The organism is Paenibacillus gyeongsangnamensis, from assembly GCF_027533625.1.
In the GTDB taxonomy this organism is placed as follows: domain Bacteria; phylum Bacillota; class Bacilli; order Paenibacillales; family NBRC-103111; genus Paenibacillus_G; species Paenibacillus_G gyeongsangnamensis.
Window position 1 is genome coordinate 367,692 of the sequence record NZ_JAQAGZ010000001.1, and the last position, 18,795, is coordinate 386,486.

Consider the following 18,795-nt stretch of genomic DNA (forward strand, 5'->3'; position numbering starts at 1 on the left):
TACAATAATAGAGAGAGTATCTTTCGGATTTGATTAAGGAGGTGACAGACATTGACTACGGAACATAAAGAGTCCCAACACGAAGGGCTGGGCGCTGAGAACCCGGAAACGGCAAAGCCAAACGCAGAAGGCGCTACATATGAAGACAACGCAGCGGAAGCGGCGAATGAAGCTGCAGAAGCGTCCGAGGCTCAACAGGCTGTCGAAGCGGAGCTGGAGAAATTCAAGCAGCTCGCCGAGGAGAACGCGACCCGGACCCTTAGGGCGCAGGCCGATTTCGATAACTTCAGAAGACGCACGCTGAAGGAAAAGGAAGAATTCGCGAAATACGCGTCCCAGAAGCTGATCGAGCAGCTTCTGCCGGTTGTCGACAACTTCGAGCGGGCCCTTGCGACCAGCAAGGAAACCAAGGACTACGACGCCCTTGCCAAAGGGGTGGAGATGATTTTCCGCCAGCTCGACGGAGTCCTTTCAAATGAAGGCCTGCAGCGGATGGAAGCGGTGGGAACCCCGTTCAATCCGGAATTTCACCAGGCGATCATGCAGGTGGAATCCGAGGAGCACGAGGAAGGCATCGTCGTGGAGGAAGTGCAGAAGGGCTATATGCTGAAAGAGAAAGTTCTGCGCCCGGCGATGGTGAAAGTAAGCTCGTAATCCATCCCTATACATCATACAGCAATTCGTCGGAACGACGACCTATAAGGACTATAAGGAGGCCATTCCTATGAGTAAAGTTATCGGTATTGACTTAGGTACGACGAACTCTTGCGTAGCCGTGATGGAAGGCGGCGAAGCGGTAGTTATTCCTAACGCGGAAGGCAACCGCACCACGCCGTCCGTTGTCGGCTTCAAGAAAGACGGCGAGCGCGTCGTCGGCGAAACGGCGAAGCGCCAAGCGATCACCAACCCGGACCGCACGGTCATTTCGATCAAGCGCCACATGGGTACGAACCATAAAGAAACGATCGACGGCAAAGACTACACGCCGCAAGAAATTTCCGCCATCATCCTGCAAAAGCTGAAGGCCGACGCCGAAGCTTACCTCGGCCAAACGGTAACCCAAGCGGTTATCACGGTACCGGCTTACTTTAACGACAGCCAGCGTCAAGCGACGAAGGATGCAGGCAAAATCGCCGGCCTCGAGGTGCTCCGTATCGTCAACGAGCCTACGGCGGCGGCACTCGCTTACGGCCTGGAGAAATCCGAAGACCAAACGATTCTTGTGTATGACCTCGGCGGCGGTACGTTCGACGTATCGATTCTGGAGCTGGGCGACGGCTTCTTCGAGGTTAAAGCGACGAGCGGCGACAACCGTCTCGGCGGCGATGATTTCGACCTAGTGATCATCGATTACCTCGTAGCCGAGTTCAAGAAAGAGCAAGGCATCGATCTCAGCAAAGACAAAGCGGCCGTTCAACGGCTCAAGGATGCGGCGGAGAAAGCGAAGAAAGAACTGTCGGGCGTCCTGACGACGACGATTTCCCTTCCGTTTATTACGGTAGTCGACGGTGTGCCTCAGCACTTGGAGGTTAATCTGACCCGCGCAAAATTCGAGGAAATTACCTCGCAGCTCGTGGAAAGAACGATGGGTCCTACCCGTCAAGCGCTTAGCGATGCAGGCCTCACTCCGGACAAAATCGATAAAGTCGTTCTGGTCGGCGGTTCCACTCGGATTCCTGCCGTTCAAGAAGCGGTGAAGCGCCTGATCGGCAAAGAGCCTCACAAAGGCGTTAACCCGGACGAAGTGGTGGCGCTCGGCGCGGCCGTTCAAGCGGGCGTATTGACAGGCGACGTGAAGGACGTAGTTCTTCTTGACGTTACTCCGCTCTCGCTCGGTATCGAAACCGCAGGGGCCGTATTCACGAAGATGATCGATCGCAATACGACGATCCCTACGACCAAATCTCAAATCTTCACCACCTATGCGGACAATCAGCCTAGCGTGCAAATTCACGTGCTGCAGGGCGAACGCGCGATGGCGGCGGACAACAAAACGCTAGGCCGTTTCGAGCTGAACGATATTCCTTTGGCGCCTCGCGGCATTCCGCAAATCGAGGTTACGTTCGATATCGACGCGAACGGCATCGTGAACGTATCCGCACTCGATAAAGGCACAGGCAAGAGCCAAAAAATTACGATCACGTCCTCCAGCGGCTTGTCCGACGAGGAAATCGACCGCATGATGAAGGACGCCGAGTCCCATGCCGACGAAGACCGCAAGCGCAAGGAACTGGTGGAAGCCCGCAACTCCGCGGACCAGCTTGTCTATTCCGTAGACAAGACGATCAAGGACCTCGGCGACAAAGTCGATCAAGGCGAAATCGACAAAGCGAACGCGGCGAAAGAGAAAGTGAAGAAGGCTCTGGAAGGCGATAACCTGGAAGAAATCAAAGCCGCTTCGGAGGAGCTTACGCAAATCGTCCAGCAGCTGTCCGTGAAGCTGTACGAGCAAGCGTCCCAGCAGGCGCAAGCCGGCGGCGCCGAAGGCGCAGGCCAAGGCGCGGCAAAAGGTAAAGAAAACGTAGTTGACGCCGACTATGAAGTAGTGGATGATAAGAAATAAGGTTAGCAGTCAAAGCCCAAAGTCAAAGCCGGTTCGCCGGCTTTGACTTTCCGTTTGGATACATCCGTTTTGCGGCGCTGCCGGTAACGCTGGTCAGGCGGCCTAATGCGATTGGGCTAATGATAGATTTCCGGTCATCATGGGAACAGGAGTGGAGCAATGAGTAAACGCGACTTTTACGAAGTGCTTGGTGTCCCCAAGGACGCTTCGCAGGAGGATATCAAGAAAGCTTACCGCAAGCTGGCCCGCCAATACCATCCGGACGTGAATAAAGCGGACGATGCGGAAACGAAGTTTAAGGAAGCCAAAGAAGCTTACGACGTTCTGAGCGACGACCAGAAGAAGGCGCAGTACGACCGGTTCGGCCACGTGGACCCGAATCAGGGGATGGGCGGCGGCGGCTTCGGCGGACAAGATTTCGGCGGCTTCGGCGATATATTCGACATGTTCTTCGGCGGTCAAGGCCAGCGGCGCAATCCGAACGCGCCTCAACGGGGGAACGACCTGCAGTATACGATGCAGATCGAGTTCAAGGAAGCGGTGTTCGGCAAGAAGACGGAAATTCAAATTCCGCGCACGGAGACGTGCGATACGTGCCACGGGAGCGGGGCAAAGCCCGGGACCCAGCCGGAGACGTGCGGCGTTTGCCACGGTACGGGACAGCAGGAGGTTGTGCAGAATACGGCGTTCGGCCGCATCGTGAACCGCCGCGTCTGCTCCAACTGCCAGGGGCAAGGCCAGATTGTCAAAGACAAATGCTCGACGTGCCACGGCACGGGCAAGGTCAAGAAGCAGCGCACGATCTCGCTCAACATCCCGGCGGGGGTGGACGACGGCGCGCAGCTGCGGGTCAGCGGCGAAGGCGAGGCCGGCACGCGCGGGGGCCCGGCCGGCGATTTGTACGTCGTCATCCGGGTAAAGTCGCATGAATTTTTCGAACGCGAAGGCGACGACATTTATTGCGAGGTGCCGTTGACGTTCGCGCAGGCGGCGCTCGGCGACGAGATCGAGATTCCGACCTTGACGGAGAAGGTCAAGCTCAAGATTCCGGCGGGCACCCAAACGGACACCTATTTCCGCCTCAAAGGCAAAGGAGTTCCGCGACTGCGTGGCTACGGTCAGGGCGACCAGCACGTGAAGGTCGTCGTTGTCACGCCGACGAACCTGAGCGACGAGCAGCTCGAGCATTTGCGGGAGCTGGCGCGGCTGAGCGGCGAGCATACCCACGAGCAGAACCAGTCGATTTTTGAACGAATGAAGAAAGCATTCCTGGGCGAATAGCCCGCACAGCTGAAGGGAGCGATTCCGGCCGGAAACGGCTGGGATCGCTCCTTTGTGCATATTCGCGCCTGATTTGAAGACAATAAAAGCAGGTTTCGTCATGTGGAGCGGGCGGAACAGGATTTCGAAGAAGGAGGTGCTGCACGGGTGGAACCATTCGTCAATCAAGCTGCGCAGGTGGGACGGCGTCTGCCGAAGGGGAAGAACGAGAATGTGGAATTTTCCTCGGAGCTGGCCGATCAGGACGACCGGGAGGCTCAGGAGCGTGCCAGGCAGGCCGATGCCCGCCAGGAGCAGGAATAACGATAAACGAGGTGCTTGAGATGGCGGAAAAAGGCATTCTTGCCTATTTCAATTCGGTTGCGGAGGCGCAGAGCTGTATTCCGAAGCTGAAGGCGCTGCGCGCGATCGATATTCAAGTGGATCGGATCGGGACATATCCCGGGGGCGGGATATCCGAAACGTTCAATCCGCTTAGCAACAATTTCCCAGGACTTACCTACTTAACGTCTGCAGCGGCGCCGATGGACCGGGATGCAGGCATATTGACGGCGGTGAACGTGGATGCGAGCGGAATGGCGGACGGAAGCCGTGAGCTGCTCACGTCAGATCCGGACGACATGACGCGGCGGGACACGCTGCTGACGGTCGTCTTGGACGAGGCTTCTTACGAACAAGCTCTGCGTGTCATCCGGGAGGCCGGAGGCCGCGAATAAACGCAGCTTCTGGCTGCTGCGACAACGGCTTTTCGCAGATCGGTTTCTGCGGGAGGCCGTTTTTTGCCGAGTGCGAGTTCCGCTAGTCAAACTTTTGTTCGGGCGTCCTTTGTTGTATACTAGGTCTTATGTGGTTTTGAATGAATTTGTGGGGGGTTTTACCAAGGTGCGTTGGCATGAAGTTACGGTACATACAACGGAAGAAGCGATCGAAATGATTTCGAATTTCATACACGAGCTCGGCGCGGGCGGCGTATCGATTGAGGAATCGGGCACTTTGAACAAAGAGCGGGACACCTCGCTGGGACAATGGTACGAGCTGCCGCTCAACGATATTCCGGAAGGCCGCGCGGTCATCAAGGGCTATTTCTCCGAAGGTACGGACATGACCTCCATCGTGGAGCAGCTGAAGCGCTCTATTGCACAGCTAAGCGAATACGATATCGATACCGGCGAGCCGATCTACGAGCTGCAGGATGTGGACGACGAGGATTGGGCGAACGCGTGGAAGCAGTACTTTAAGCCGATTCGGGTGACCGAGCGGCTGACGATAAAGCCGACTTGGGAAACGTACGAGGCGGGTCCGGAGGAGCTCGTGCTCGAGCTGGATCCCGGGATGGCGTTCGGCACCGGGACGCATGCGACGACGGCGCTCTGCCTGAAGACGCTGGAGCAGGTCATTGAGGGCGGTGAAGACGTCATCGACGTGGGAACCGGCTCGGGCATTCTTGCGATCGGGGCCGCGAAGCTGGGCGCGCGCCATGTGCTGGCGCTGGATCTCGACCCGGTTGCGGTATCGAGCGCCGCAGAGAACAGCCGTCTGAACGGAATGGAAGGGCAAATTACAGTTCATCTGAGCGACCTGCTGGGCGTACTTCGTGGACAAGGCGGAGACGCGATCGGCGTACGGCTTCCGGTACAGGTGGTGGTGGCGAATATTCTTGCGGAGATCATTCTGCTGTTTGTCCAAGACGTCTATGATGTGCTCGCACCCGGCGGCACGTACATTGTGTCCGGAATTATCGTGAGCAAGCGTGCCATGGTCGAAGAAGCGCTGACCGCCGCGGGCTTTACGGTTACGGGCAGCAATGAGGACCAGGATTGGGTCGTGCTAGTAGCAAAGAAAGGGTAAGCGGGTGAGCGAATGGATTGGAGTTCCTTTTTAGCGTTTCCGCTGCAGCATTTGCCCTTCATCTTCCTGGTGCTGATGCTGAGCTTCTCGGTTCACGAATTTGCCCATGCCTATATGGCTGACCGGTTCGGGGATCCGACTCCCCGGTCCATGGGCCGGGTAACGCTTAATCCGCGGGCGCATCTCGACATACTCGGGATAGTATTCTTCCTTGTCGTCGGGATCGGCTGGGCGAAGCCGGTGCTGGTTAACCGGGGCAAGTTCAAGCGTCCCCGCCTGATGGGCATCCTGGTTTCGTTCGCCGGGCCGCTGAGCAATCTCGTGCTGGCGTTCGTCAGCCTGCTGATCATGTACGCGCTTGTGAAATTCGGCCTGCTGGACGACATGACGCGGGGCATTAGCCTCGCTTTGAAACTATTTTTCTATTATATGATTACGCAAAACATTTTCTTGTTCATACTGAACTTAATTCCTTTTCCTCCGCTGGACGGCTACCGGATTCTGGAGGATTTGCTGCCGCGGAGCATTATGATGAAAGTGAAGCAATACGAGCAGTGGCTGTTCTATGCCATCCTGCTGATGTTCTTTATTCCGCCGCTGCGGATGGTGACGATCGGACCGATTTTTTCCCTGCAGTTCAACATATTGGATGCGTTCCACCGGCTCGCTTCGCTGATCTTCGGCTTCGGCATCCGGTTCTAGCCATCATACAGCAATTTCAACCATTGACCGCCGAAATTATGGCGTTTTCGCCGTAAACGTAGTAAGATGAGGATTGGCCGTTTTGTTACTTGCAGAGCGGTCCGATTCATTTTTTGGATAAGAAGGGTAATTTCCGGCATGCAAAGATATTTTATTGACCCGGCTCATTTTAAGGAGACCGAGGTGCTGATCTCAGGGGATGACGCCCACCATTTGAGCCGTGTGATGCGGGCGGAGCCGGGGGATGAAGTCATCGTCAGCAACGGTCTGGACCGCGAAGCGCTGGTGCGCATCCGGACGCTGGATAAGGAAGGCGTGACCGCTGAGATCGTAGAGCTGCTTCCGATGCTTAGCGAGCCTGCGGTCGACGTATGGATCGCGCAAAGCCTGCCTAAGGGCGACAAGATGGAGACGGTCATTCAAAAGGGGACCGAAATCGGCGCGGAACGCTTCATTCCGTTCATTTCGGAGCGGACCGTCGTTCAGCTCGACGCGAAGAAGGAAGGCAAACGGCTCGAGCGCTGGAACAAAATCGCCAAGGAAGCGGCCGAGCAGGCGCACCGGAATCGGGTGCCCGAAGTTGAGTCGGTGCATTCGTGGAAGGAGCTTCTGAATCGCGCGGCTAAAGCGGATGCGGCCTGGATTTGCTATGAGAAGGCCGGAGCGCAAGAACTGCGGAAGGCGATTCGCCAGGCGCTGAAAGACTCGCCTGCAGTACGGTCGAAGCTGCTGCTCGTTGTCGGACCCGAAGGCGGGTTCAGCGAGCGGGAAGTGGAGGCTGCGGAGGCGGCGGGCTGCGTGACGGTCGGCCTGGGCAAGAGGATACTTCGAACGGAGACGGCCGCGATGGTCGGTCTCACTTGCATTTTATATGAAGCCGGAGAGATGGGAGGAGAAGATTGATATGCCGTCAGTCGCATTTCATACACTGGGCTGCAAAGTGAACTTCTACGATACGGAAGCGATTTGGCAGCTGTTTAAGGCCGGAGGCTATGATCAAGTCGATTTTGAATCGACAGCCGATATTTATGTCATCAATACTTGCACCGTAACGAATACGGGCGACAAGAAGAGCCGGCAGATGATTCGGCGCGCCATCCGCCGCAATCCGGAAGCGATCGTCGCGGTAACCGGCTGCTACGCGCAAACGTCGCCCGCCGAAATTCTTGCGATTTCCGGCGTGGATCTCGTCATCGGGACGCAGGACCGCGATAAGATCATTCCTTACGTGCAGCAGCTGGAGAAGGAGCGCCAGCCGATCAACGCCGTGCGCAACATCATGAAGACGCGGTCGTTCGAGGAGTTGGACGTGCCGGATTTTGCGGACCGGACGCGCGCTTTCCTGAAGATCCAGGAAGGCTGCAACAACTTCTGCACCTTCTGCATTATCCCTTGGTCCCGCGGTTTGATGCGGAGCCGGGAGCCGGAGAGCGTGCTGAAGCAAGCCCGGATGCTCGTGGACGCCGGGTACCAGGAGATCGTCCTGACCGGCATTCATACGGGCGGCTACGGCGAGGACATGGAGGATTACAGCCTGGCCAAGCTGCTGTGGGAACTCGATAAGGTAGAGGGCTTAAAGCGCATCCGGATTTCCTCGATCGAGGCCAGCCAGATTACGGACGAGGTGCTGGAAGTGCTCCAGAAGTCCGATAAAATGTGCCGTCACCTTCACATCCCGCTGCAGGCTGGAGACGATGACGTGCTCAAACGGATGCGCCGCAAGTATACAACGGAAGAATTCGCCCAGAAAATCGAGCACATCCACCGCATTATGCCGGGCGTGGCGATTACGACCGACGTTATCGTCGGCTTCCCGGGCGAGACGGAAGAGATGTTCCTGAACGGGTACCGGTTCATGGAGCGGATGGGCTTCTCCGAGATGCACGTCTTCCCTTACTCCAAGCGTACCGGTACGCCGGCCGCGCGAATGGAGGACCAGGTGGACGAGGAAGAGAAGAACCGCCGGGTGCATGAGCTGATCGACCTGTCCGAACGGATGCAGCTGGAATACGCGCGCAAATTCGTTGGCGAGACGCTTGAGGTGATCCCGGAGCGGGATTATAAGGGGCAGCCGGGTAGCGGCTTGATCATGGGTTACTCCGACAATTACCTGCAGCTCGTCTTCGAGGGGAGCGAGGATTGGATCGGTTCCGTATGCCGCGTACGGGTGACGGAAGCCGGCGTCAACGAATGCCGCGGCGAGCTTGTCGGCACGCCCGAGGGGCTGATGGTTCGGCCGGCGGCTCCGATCGGCGGCGTACGCGAAAGCGGCGCGATACCGGGCCAAGCAGCCAAAGCCATCGTGTAATCCCGGCCTGGCCGGATTCAAGCTTCGTTGTTGTTCGCAGAGGATTTCATTCCCGCGGCCTTGCGCGGGGTGGAATCCTTTCCATTCATATCGAGGGAAAAGGTGATGTCGATGAAGGAAATATCGGCGGGAGGCGTCGTATACCGCAGGACGGGCAATGAACTTCAAGTACAGATGATTCAGGATCGCTACGGCAAAATTACGCTCCCCAAAGGCAAGATGGAGCCCGGCGAAACGGTGGAGCAAACCGCCCTGAGAGAGATTCTGGAGGAAACCGGCATTCAGGGCGAGATCGTTCATCCGCTGGAGACGATCACCTATCAATTCACTTTGTCCGGCGTCGGTTTGGTGGATAAAGAGGTGCATTATTTCCTGGTCGAGGCTACCGGCGGCTCTCTGCAGGCGCAGGTGGAGGAAATCCGCGGCGTGGAGTGGCTGCATCCGCTCGAGGCCTGGAATCAGCAAATTCATTCCGGCTACGGCAATAACGATTCGGTATTAAAGAAAGCGCTGGGCGCGCTCGGTTATGAAGTGAACGAGTAATGTTGAAGCTGCGGGTGATGAACGGAATCGGCAGTACGACGGCTTACTGGCTTACAAAGCCTAAGCCGGATCAGAAAGAAAGCAGGAGGCCTTTATAATGGCTGTTGTCATATTACAGAAGAAACGAAAAAAACGGATCGAGGCCGGGCATCCCTGGGTGTTCAAATCCGAGATCGATCGGATCGAAGGGGAAGCGGAGCCGGGATCGCTCGTTCCGGTACATAGCCATAACGGACAGTATTTGGCCACGGGATACGTGAACCCTGCGTCGCAAATTACGGTAAGGGTTGTTTCGACCTCCCCGCTGGAGGCGATGTCGCAGAGCTGGTTCGCAGATAAGCTTAAGATTTGCCGCGAGCTTCGGGAACGGTTCGTACCGGGTGCCGAATCGTACCGTCTCGTTTACGGCGAGGCGGACGGACTTCCGGGTCTGATTGTGGACAAGTTCGAGAAGGTGCTTGTCGTCCAGATTTTGACGCTGGGTATGGAGCGGGCACGTTCAGAGTTAGTTGCAGCTCTTGTGGAGGTTATGGCGCCGGCCGGCATCTATGAACGGAGCGACGTCGGCGTTCGCGAGCTGGAAGGTCTGGAGCAGCGGAAGGGGCTGCTGTACGGTGAATGCCCGCGGCACGTGACGATCAGCGAGAACGGCCTGCTGCTTGAGGTCGATATTTACGAGGGGCAGAAAACGGGGTATTTCTTCGATCAACGGGAAAACCGCGCCGCATTGGAACGGCTGATGAAGGGCTGGGGCAAGCGCAGCGGCATCACGGTCGTCGACAAGCTGGCGGATGACGGAACCGTCACCAAGGTGCCCTTCAATAAAAGCGGCAGCGAGGTGACCTACCCGTACTGGGACGGCGCAACCGTGCTGGAATGCTTCTCGCATACCGGCAGCTTCACGCTGCATGCCTGCAAATACGGCGCCAAGAAGGTGACGTGCCTGGATATTTCGGAGCATGCCGTGGAGACGGCCAGACGCAATGTCGAGCTGAACGGCTTTCAGGACCGCGTGGAGTTCGTGGTAGCCGATGCGTTCGATTACTTGCGACAGCAGGTCAAAGGGCTGGAGGAGCGCCAGGAGCGAGGGGCGGCGGACCGCAAGAAGGTGGATACGTCACAGAAGCTGGCGGGCGGCCGGACTTGGGATGTCGTGATACTCGATCCGCCGGCCTTCGCCAAGTCCCGCGGAGCGGTCGAGGGCGCTTGCCGCGGATACAAGGACATCAATCTTCACGGGATGAAGCTGGTGAACGAAGGCGGCTTTCTCGTCACGGCGAGCTGCTCTTACCATATGAAGCCCGATTTATTTCTGGAGACGATTCACGCGGCGGCCGTGGATGCCGGCAAGCAGCTGAGGCTGCTGGAATTCCGCGCGGCGGGGGCGGATCATCCCCGCATATTGGGCGTGGACGAAGGAAATTATTTGAAGTTCGCCATCTTTGAAGTGCGCAGCAGATAAGCAGCGTGTGCGGAACCTGTCCATAAGGACGGGCTGAGCTTGCCCAGAAAGTCGTGAATTGAGGTAATAGATGTTACGAGGGGGTGGGGTATCTACCTCCGGTCGCTGTTGTCTGCAGGAAATTTTTATTCGAAGCCCTTAGCAGCGGGGATTTCCCGCAGACAAAGGCGAACGCTATTGCTCCTCCAGTAGATACCCCACCTTCGTATGTATCTCTATTCTTGTCAAAAACCACTTTCTAGGGCACTCTGAGCCTGTCTTAAGGGACAGGCTCTTTTTGTAATTATGTAAGGGAATGTTTGTTCCCCTATTGTCGGGTGTGGTATACTGATTGTAAAAACTACCTTTTTCCCAATTGGGTCAAGCTTGGTAGAATGATAGAGATCTTAAGGAACACGTTATCGGAGGTGGGCGGCATGGCGTTTCGTTTCGTATTGGGCCGGGCCGGAACCGGCAAGACGGCTTATTGTCACCGGGAAATTAAAGAAAGGCTGCTGGAGAGCCCTTCCGGACGGCCCATGATCTGGCTTGTGCCGGAGCAGGCTACATTTCAGGCGGAATATGCGCTTGTTTCTTCACCGGAGCTAGGGGGGACATTGAGGGCGCAGGTGCTTAGCTTCAGGCGGCTGGCTTGGAGGGTTATGCAGGAGGTCGGGGGCACGGCAAGGCTGCCGATCGATGAGACGGGCAAGAAACTGCTGCTTCACAGCATTATACATAAACAGAAGGACAAGCTTCGCCGATTCAATACCTCGGCGGACCAGATGGGCTTCCTAGACGGGCTGAATCAGTTGTTCACCGAGCTGAAAAGATATTGCGTTTCGGCCGACGGGCTGGCGCAGTTCTGGCAGGAGCGAACGAAGAAGGAAGGAGTCTTCCGCGGGGGCGGCCTGGATGATAAGCTGCATGATTTGCAGCTGCTCTACGGCGAGTTCGAATCGGAGCTGTCCCGGCTGTATTTGGACGGAGAAGATTACTTGACCTTGCTTGCGCAGCAGGTGCAGCAGTCCGAGTACGTCTGCGGATCGGAAGTTTGGGTAGACGGATTTCACGGGTTCACTCCCCAGGAATTTGACGTGCTGGTGAAGCTCGCCGCCTGTGCGGATAGCGTAACCTTGACGCTGTGCCTCGACCGGGATTATCCGGCGGGCAGCCAGCCGCACGAGCTCGATTTGTTTCATCCGACGGCCCGGACGCTGCTGCAGCTCCGGCGGCGGCTGGACGAGCATGGGATTCAGGTGATGCCGCCTGTCGTATTGCCGTCGGAGCCCCCGGTCCGATACCGGAGCAGCCCGATGCTTGCTTACCTGGAATCGCATTGGGACGACCGCGTGAAGCAGCCTTATACGCCTTCTCAGGAGGAACGGTTCGCCCCGGCGTCCGTTCATCTGTCCGCAACGGTTAACCGGCGGGCGGAGGTGGAGGGTGTCGCGCGCGACATTGTGCGGCTCGTGAGGGATGAAGGCTTGCGCTGGCGCGATATCGCCGTTTCCGTAAGGGACGCGCAGGCGTACGGGGATCTACTCGCCGGCACGCTGACGGATTACGGGGTGCCTCACTTCTTCGATCAGAAGCGAACCGTGATGCATCACCCGCTTGTGGAGCTGATCCGCTCTTCCTTGGAGGCGCTGCGGACGAATTGGCGGTACGATCCCGTCTTCCGCTGCGTGAAAACCGGCTTCTTCCTCCCGTTCGGCCAGTCACGGGATAAGGAAACAGAGCTAATAATCGATAAGCACGCGATGGATCAGCTGGAAAATTACGTGCTGGCCTTCGGCATCCAGGGCAGCCGCTGGACGGCGTCCGAAGATTGGCGGTATTCGTACCGGACCAGTCTGGAGCAGGACGATGAACAGATGCGGGAAGCGGAGCAGGCGTTCCTTCGCAAGATCAACGCCTGCCGGCGGTTGATTGCTGACCCTCTGGCAGCGCTGCATTCGGCAATGAAACGCCAGGCTACCGTGAAGGAGCGGGTGGAGGGACTGTATGAGCTGCTCGTATCGCTTCGTGTTCCGGACAGGCTGGAAGCCTGGAGCCAGTCCGCGCTTCGCGACGGTCAGGCGGAGAAAGCCCGCGAGCACGCTCAAGTGTGGGACCGCGTGATGGATATGTTCGACCAGCTCGTTGAGCTAATGGGAGACGAGTCGATCTCGCTCGACCTGTTCAGCGAGCTGATCGAGACAGGGTTTGAGAGCATGAAGCTCGGTCTCGTACCGTCCACGCTGGACCAGGTCCTGATCGGAAGCATGGACCGGACGCGTTCGGGCCAGGTGAAGCACGTGTTTATCGTGGGTGTGAACGAAGGAATCATGCCTGCCCGGATGACGGAGAACGGCGTGCTGTCGGAGCAGGAGCGCGAGCAGTTGACGGAAACCGGTCTGACGATGGCGGAAGGCAGCCGGAGAAAGCTGCTGGACGAATTGTTCCTTATTTATTGCGCTTTCTGCACTCCTTCGCAGGGGCTTTGGCTCAGCTATTCGCTGGCGGATGAGGAAGGCAAGACGCTGCTGCCTTCCGATGTGCTGCGCCAGGTGAAGAAGCTGTTCCCTCAGCTGAAGGAGCGTCTGCTGCTTAACGATCCGCAGTCCTCCTCGGCCTTGACGGAGCAGATGGAGTATGTGGCGCATGCGGACAAATCGCTGTCCCTGCTGGCCGTGCAGCTCAAGATGTGGATGAAAGGCGTGCCGATGAGCGGCGTGTGGTGGTCCGTTTACAATTGGTTCGCCCGGCAGCCGGAATATGCGGGCGCGCTCTCGCGCATGCTGGAGGCGGTCACGTATTCGAACCGGGCGGCGGAGCTGCCGCCGGAGACAAGCCGCGAGCTTTACGGCGATCTCATCCGGACGAGCGTATCCCGGATGGAGCGCTTCGTCGCTTGCCCTTTCTCGCAGTTCGCCTCGCACGGACTGCGGTTGCAGGAACGTCGCGTCTTCCGGCTCGAGGCGCCGGACATCGGACAGCTGTTCCATGCGGCACTGAGCATGTTCGCGGATACGGCGATCAAGGAAGGCGCCGATTGGGGCGCCATGTCTCCGGAGCAGGTGCGGGACCGCGCCGCCCTTGTGGTCGATCTGCTGACGCCGAAGCTGCAGGGCGAGATTCTGCTGAGCTCGAAGCGCTACCGGTATATCGCGCGGAAGCTGACGCAGGTGGTCGGTCAGGCGGCCCTCATGCTGGGAGAGCATGCCCGGCGAAGCGAATTCCAGCCGATCGGACTGGAGGTTGGGTTCGGAACCGGCCAGCCGATCCCTCCGTTGTTCTACGAATTGAACAACGGGGTAAGTATGGAGCTGAGAGGCCGTATCGACCGCATCGACCGCGCGGATACCGAGCGGGGAACGCTGCTGCGGGTCATCGACTACAAGTCGAGCTCCAAGCCCCTTAATTTAACCGAAGTGTATTACGGGCTCTCGCTGCAGATGCTCACATATTTGGATGTCATTCTGACGCATGCTCCGGTCTGGCTGGGTAAGGAAGCGATGCCTGCCGGCGTACTGTACTTTCAAGTACATAATCCGGTTCTGAACGCGAGCAACCGGCTCTCGGTAGAAGCGGCTGCGAAGGAAATCAAGAAGAAGTTCAAAATGAAAGGTCTGCTGCGCGACGATCCGGACATCGTCCGGATGATGGACAGCGGGCTCATTCAATCGAGCGGTTATTCCGAGCTGCTCCCTGCGGCGATCAAGTCCGACGGCAGCTTCTACAAGAGCTCATCGGTGGCGACGGACGGCCAGTGGGACACGCTAAGGCGCTACGTGAAGCGGACGATCCGGGATATCGGATCGTCGATGACGGACGGATGCATCGATATCGCGCCGTACCGGATGGGACAAGCCACCGCATGCATGAATTGCGCTTACCGGCCGGTCTGCCAATTCGACGCCCAGCTTGAAGGGAACGCCTATAAAGGGTTGCCGGCGATGGGGAAAGACAAGGTCTGGGAGCTGATGGAGCGTCATGCCGGCCGGGAAGATATCGGTCTTCGGCTGGTCCGGGACGCGGCGGAGGAAGGAGAGAAGAAAGCATGATCGGCAAAATCCAAAAACCGGAAGGCGCAAACTGGACGGATGACCAGTGGGATGCGATCTCCATCCGCGGGCATTCGATGCTTGTAGCCGCCGCGGCGGGCTCCGGCAAAACCGCCGTACTGGTGGAACGCATCATCCGCCGCATAGCGGATGAGCAGGATCCCGTAGACGTGGACCGCCTTCTCGTCGCCACCTTTACGAAGGCGGCTGCGGCCGAAATGCGCCACCGCATCAGCGAAGCGCTGGAGAAGGCGCTGGCCCGCGAGCCCGGCTCCGATCACCTGCGTAGGCAGCTCGCTCTGATTCAGCGGGCATCGATTACGACGCTGCACTCCTTTTGCATGGAGGTGATCGGAAGGTATCATCAGCTGATCGGGCTGGATCCCGGCTTCCGCATCGCTAACGAGACGGAAAGCGCCTTGATGCGGCAAGATATCCTGGAAGAGCTGTTGGAGGAGCGGTACGGCCTCGCCGAGGAAGGAGACGCCTTCTGGCGGCTCGCCGACACGTTCAGCGGAGATAAGAGCGATGCCGGGCTGTTTCAACTCATTCAAAGGCTGTACGACGATTCCCGCAGCCATCCGTGGCCGAATCTGTGGCTGCGCGAGCAGGCCAGCGCGTTCGAGTCGGGACTAGCCTCGGACGATCATCCTTGGCTAACCAGCCTCCGGGCTTCGGTAAAGCTGGAGCTGCTGGGCGTTCAGGCTTTGCTGCAGGAAGCGGCGGCGCTGACCGGGGAGCCCGGCGGACCCGAGCCGTATATGGCGAATCTGGAAGACGACATGACGGTCGTTTCTTACTTGCTGGAGCGGGTGCAGGCGCCGGGCTGGGATGTACTGTATCATGCGTTTCAAGGCGCGGCCTTCGGTAAGCTGAAGGCCTGCAAGGGCGACGCCTATGACAAAGCGCTTCAGGAGCAGGTGAAGGAGCTGCGGAATGAGGCCAAGGAACGTCTCGGCAAGGTGAAGGAAGAGCTCTTCGTGCGCACGCTGGAGCAGTTCGATGCGGAGCTGAAGGACATGGCTCCGCTGATGGTCTTGCTTACGGAGCTGGTGATTGCGTTCGGAGAGCGCTACGGTAAGGCTAAGATGGACAAGAGCCTGGTTGATTTCTCCGATTTGGAGCACTTCTGCCTGCGCATCTTATGCTCGGAGGACGCCCAGGAGGGGCAGCTGTCGCCTTCGTCCTCGGCAATGGACTACCGCGAGCAATTCGTCGAGGTGCTGCTGGACGAATACCAGGATACGAACCGCGTGCAGGAAGCGATCGTGGAGCTGATTTCCCGCCAGTCGCCGGGGAACCGGTTCATGGTCGGAGACGTCAAGCAGAGCATTTACCGGTTCCGGTTGGCGGAGCCGGGGCTGTTCCAGGAGAAATACAAGAGCTTCCGCAAGGACGAGCCGGAGCCGGGACAGCGGATCGACCTGGCCCGCAATTTCCGGAGCCGGCGCCAGGTGGTCGACGGAACGAACTATATTTTCCACCAAGTGATGAATGAAGCGGTAGGCGAAATCGCCTACGACGACCGGGCGGAGCTGGTGTACGGCGCAGGCTATCCGGACGATCCGGAACCGGGACGGTATGACGCGGCGGCTGAGCTGATTCTCATCGACCGGACGGCGGGGGCAGAGGATGCTGCCGGATCCGCCGCTTCGGAAGAGGATGCCAACCGGGCGGAAACGGCCGACGGGACGGAGGACGCCGCTGCGGAGCATGCTGCCGAAGAAGCACGCGATTTGGATGCCGTACAGCTGGAAGCCCGATATATCGGAGCGCGGATCCGGACGATGCTGGGCATGGACGGCGGTCAGCCGATGCGGGTGTTCGATAAGGCTCAAGGCATGCGGGCCGCCACCTTCCGCGATGTGGTCATCCTGCTGCGGGCTACGCAGCAGTGGGCGCCGGTGATGATCGAGGAATTGAAGCAGATGGGCATTCCGGCTTATGCCGAGCTTAGCACGGGCTATTTTACCGCAACGGAGGTTCAAGTGCTGATCTCCCTGCTGAGGATCATCGACAACCCGTATCAGGACATTCCGCTTGCCGCCGTGCTTCGTTCCCCGATCATCGGTCTGAGCGCCTCCGATTTGGCCCGAATCCGTATCTACAGCAGGCACAGCGCCTTTTATGATGCCGTCCGCGCTTATGCGAAGGAAGAAGCCGAAGAGGGCAAGGACCCCGGGCTCATGAAGAAGCTGTCCGGGTTCCTGCAGCAGCTGAGGAGCTGGAGACAGCAGGCCCAGATGGGCTCGCTCGCCGATTTGGTCTGGGATATTTACCGGCAGACGCATTATTTCGACTTCGTCGGCGGGCTGCCCGGCGGGCAGCAGCGCCAGGCGAACCTGCGCGCCTTATACGACCGGGCCCGCCAATATGAAGCGACGTCCTTCCGCGGGCTGTTCCGATTCCTGCGGTTTATCGAGCGCATGCAGCTCGGCGGCGGCGACCTAGGAACGGCCCGGGCGCTGGGGGAGCAGGAGGACGTTGTGCGGATCATGACCATTCATAAGAGTAAGGGACTGGAGTTTCCGGTCGTCTTCGTTGCGGGCTTGGCGAAATCGTTCAACCGCCGGGAGCTGACCGATCCGTTCCTGCTGCATAAGGAGCTGGGCTTCGGTCCGAAGACGCTGGATCTTGCGTCACGCGTCAGCTATCCGACGCTTCCGTGGCTTGCCATCAAGCGCAAGATTCAACTGGAGATGCTGGCGGAGGAAATGCGGGTGCTGTACGTGGCATTGACCCGCGCAAGGGAGAAGCTTTTTCTCGTCGGCTCGGTTAAGGGAGGGGACAAGCTCGCCGCATCTTGGGCCCGCTATGTTCGCCATGAAGGCCGCGAGCTTCCGGATGACGCGCTTGCCAAAGCCCGGTGTTATCTTGATTGGATAGGTCCGGCCATCATCCGCCATCCGGACGGGGAGCTGCTGCGGGAAGCGGCCGGCATCGATTTTATCCATAGGCCCTTCCTGGCAAATGAGACGTCGGAATGGAGAGTGGAGCTGCTCTCTCCCGATCCGTTCGCCGCACTGGCGGAGGCAGCCCCTACGGTCATGGCCGCGGAGGATAAGCTGCAGTCGGTGCTGCGGCTGGAGCCCGTGAGCGAGACGGAGCGGTGGGAGCAGGAGGTGTGGCGCCGGCTCTCATGGACCTATCCGCATCAGCAAACGACCAAGGTGCTGTCCAAGACGTCGGTTACGGAGCTGAAGCGGTTATCGGAGCATCACAAGCTGATGGAGCTGCTTATGGAGGAGCCGGAGGTGCCGGTCTGGACGGGAGCGGATGCTTCCCCGGATACGGATACGGATACGCCGCCCGCTCCTTCTGCGCCGGCTTCACTCACGGCAGCGGGAGGGACGGTTCCCGCCGGCGGGGGGAGCTATCGGCCCGCCATCGTCCGCCGACCGCGCTTCCTCGAAGAGCGCAAAGCGAATGCGGCGGAACGGGGGACGGTTTTCCATTCCGTGATGCAGCATATTCCGCTAAGCGGCTCCGTGGACGAAGCGGCGGTCAGAATGACGCTGGACCGGATGGCCGAGCGGGAGCTGCTTACGGACGAGCAGCGGCCGCTGGTTGACCCGGCCGTCATCGTTTCGTTTTTCGAGAGCGTCTTGGGCCGCCGATTGCTTCAAGCTGCGAAGGTGCATCGCGAGGTGCCGTTCAGCTACGGCGTGCCGGCGAAAGACGTTTATGGCGCCGGGTCGACCGGTTTGGCGGATGAAACCGTCATGCTGCAGGGCGTCATCGACTGCGTATTCGAGGAGGAAGCGGGTCTCGTGCTTCTCGATTATAAGACGGACCGGCTGAAAGGGAGCAAGCCGGAGCGAATCGCGGAGGGGTACCGGCTCCAGCTCGACCTGTATGCCCGGGCGGTGGAAACGATTTGGAAGCGGCCGGTCATCGGGAAATATCTCTTTCTGTTCGACGGCGCTCATATAGTCGAGCTGTAACGGGGCTTGACCTGGAAGTCCGGTGAATATGCAGCGGAGCGGGCGGAATCGTTCTGGAGCAGCGATCGGAAGAATGATCCGCTCGTGCAGCGGCCTCTTCATTCACCGGACTTCTA

13 protein-coding genes are annotated in these 18,795 nt (G+C 58.6%); all 13 read left to right on the forward strand.

What is annotated here, in order from left to right:
• Positions 1-51: 51 nt before the first annotated feature.
• The 13 genes from grpE (at position 52) to addA (ending at position 18,679) form a co-directional block, all read left to right on the forward strand.
• Positions 52-654 (forward strand): nucleotide exchange factor GrpE, encoded by a 603-nt coding sequence (gene grpE, locus O9H85_RS01600; RefSeq protein ID WP_409348082.1) that lies wholly within the window; start codon positions 52-54, stop codon positions 652-654.
• Positions 655-724: 70 nt separating this feature from the next.
• A complete protein-coding gene (gene dnaK / locus O9H85_RS01605) occupies positions 725-2,563 on the forward strand; it encodes a molecular chaperone DnaK (protein ID WP_269879515.1) in 1,839 nt (612 codons plus the stop codon).
• 159 nt (positions 2,564-2,722) lie between these two features.
• The gene (gene dnaJ, locus O9H85_RS01610; protein WP_269879516.1) at positions 2,723-3,844 is read left to right on the forward strand and encodes a molecular chaperone DnaJ; all 1,122 of its coding nucleotides are present in this window, start codon (positions 2,723-2,725) and stop codon (positions 3,842-3,844) included.
• Between the two features lie 147 nt (positions 3,845-3,991).
• The gene (locus O9H85_RS01615; RefSeq protein ID WP_269879517.1) at positions 3,992-4,147 is read left to right on the forward strand and encodes a YfhD family protein; all 156 of its coding nucleotides are present in this window, start codon (positions 3,992-3,994) and stop codon (positions 4,145-4,147) included.
• 20 nt (positions 4,148-4,167) lie between these two features.
• Positions 4,168-4,560 carry a hypothetical protein gene (locus tag O9H85_RS01620; protein WP_269879518.1) on the forward strand — a complete coding sequence of 131 codons (393 nt, stop codon included), beginning with the start codon at positions 4,168-4,170 and terminating at the stop codon, positions 4,558-4,560.
• A gap of 166 nt (positions 4,561-4,726) precedes the next feature.
• Entirely contained in the window at positions 4,727-5,692 is a 966-nt protein-coding gene (gene prmA, locus O9H85_RS01625) for a 50S ribosomal protein L11 methyltransferase (RefSeq protein WP_269879519.1), read from the forward strand.
• A gap of 12 nt (positions 5,693-5,704) precedes the next feature.
• Positions 5,705-6,394: a site-2 protease family protein gene (locus O9H85_RS01630; RefSeq protein WP_269879520.1), complete on the forward strand. Its 690-nt coding sequence runs from the start codon at positions 5,705-5,707 to the stop codon at positions 6,392-6,394.
• A gap of 138 nt (positions 6,395-6,532) precedes the next feature.
• Positions 6,533-7,297 carry a 16S rRNA (uracil(1498)-N(3))-methyltransferase gene (locus O9H85_RS01635; protein ID WP_269879521.1) on the forward strand — a complete coding sequence of 255 codons (765 nt, stop codon included), beginning with the start codon at positions 6,533-6,535 and terminating at the stop codon, positions 7,295-7,297.
• A gap of 1 nt (position 7,298) precedes the next feature.
• A complete protein-coding gene (mtaB, locus tag O9H85_RS01640; protein WP_269879522.1) occupies positions 7,299-8,702 on the forward strand; it encodes a tRNA (N(6)-L-threonylcarbamoyladenosine(37)-C(2))-methylthiotransferase MtaB in 1,404 nt (467 codons plus the stop codon).
• Between the two features lie 111 nt (positions 8,703-8,813).
• Entirely contained in the window at positions 8,814-9,245 is a 432-nt protein-coding gene (locus O9H85_RS01645) for an NUDIX hydrolase (protein WP_269879523.1), read from the forward strand.
• A gap of 97 nt (positions 9,246-9,342) precedes the next feature.
• The gene (locus O9H85_RS01650; RefSeq protein ID WP_269879524.1) at positions 9,343-10,707 is read left to right on the forward strand and encodes a class I SAM-dependent rRNA methyltransferase; all 1,365 of its coding nucleotides are present in this window, start codon (positions 9,343-9,345) and stop codon (positions 10,705-10,707) included.
• A 416-nt stretch (positions 10,708-11,123) separates the two neighbouring features.
• Complete coding sequence (addB, locus tag O9H85_RS01655; protein WP_269879525.1) at positions 11,124-14,735, forward strand: helicase-exonuclease AddAB subunit AddB; 3,612 nt, start codon at positions 11,124-11,126, stop codon at positions 14,733-14,735.
• Positions 14,732-18,679 (forward strand): helicase-exonuclease AddAB subunit AddA, encoded by a 3,948-nt coding sequence (gene addA / locus O9H85_RS01660; RefSeq protein ID WP_269879526.1) that lies wholly within the window; start codon positions 14,732-14,734, stop codon positions 18,677-18,679. The genes addB and addA overlap by 4 nt, the downstream gene beginning before the upstream one ends.
• Positions 18,680-18,795: the final 116 nt, after the last annotated feature.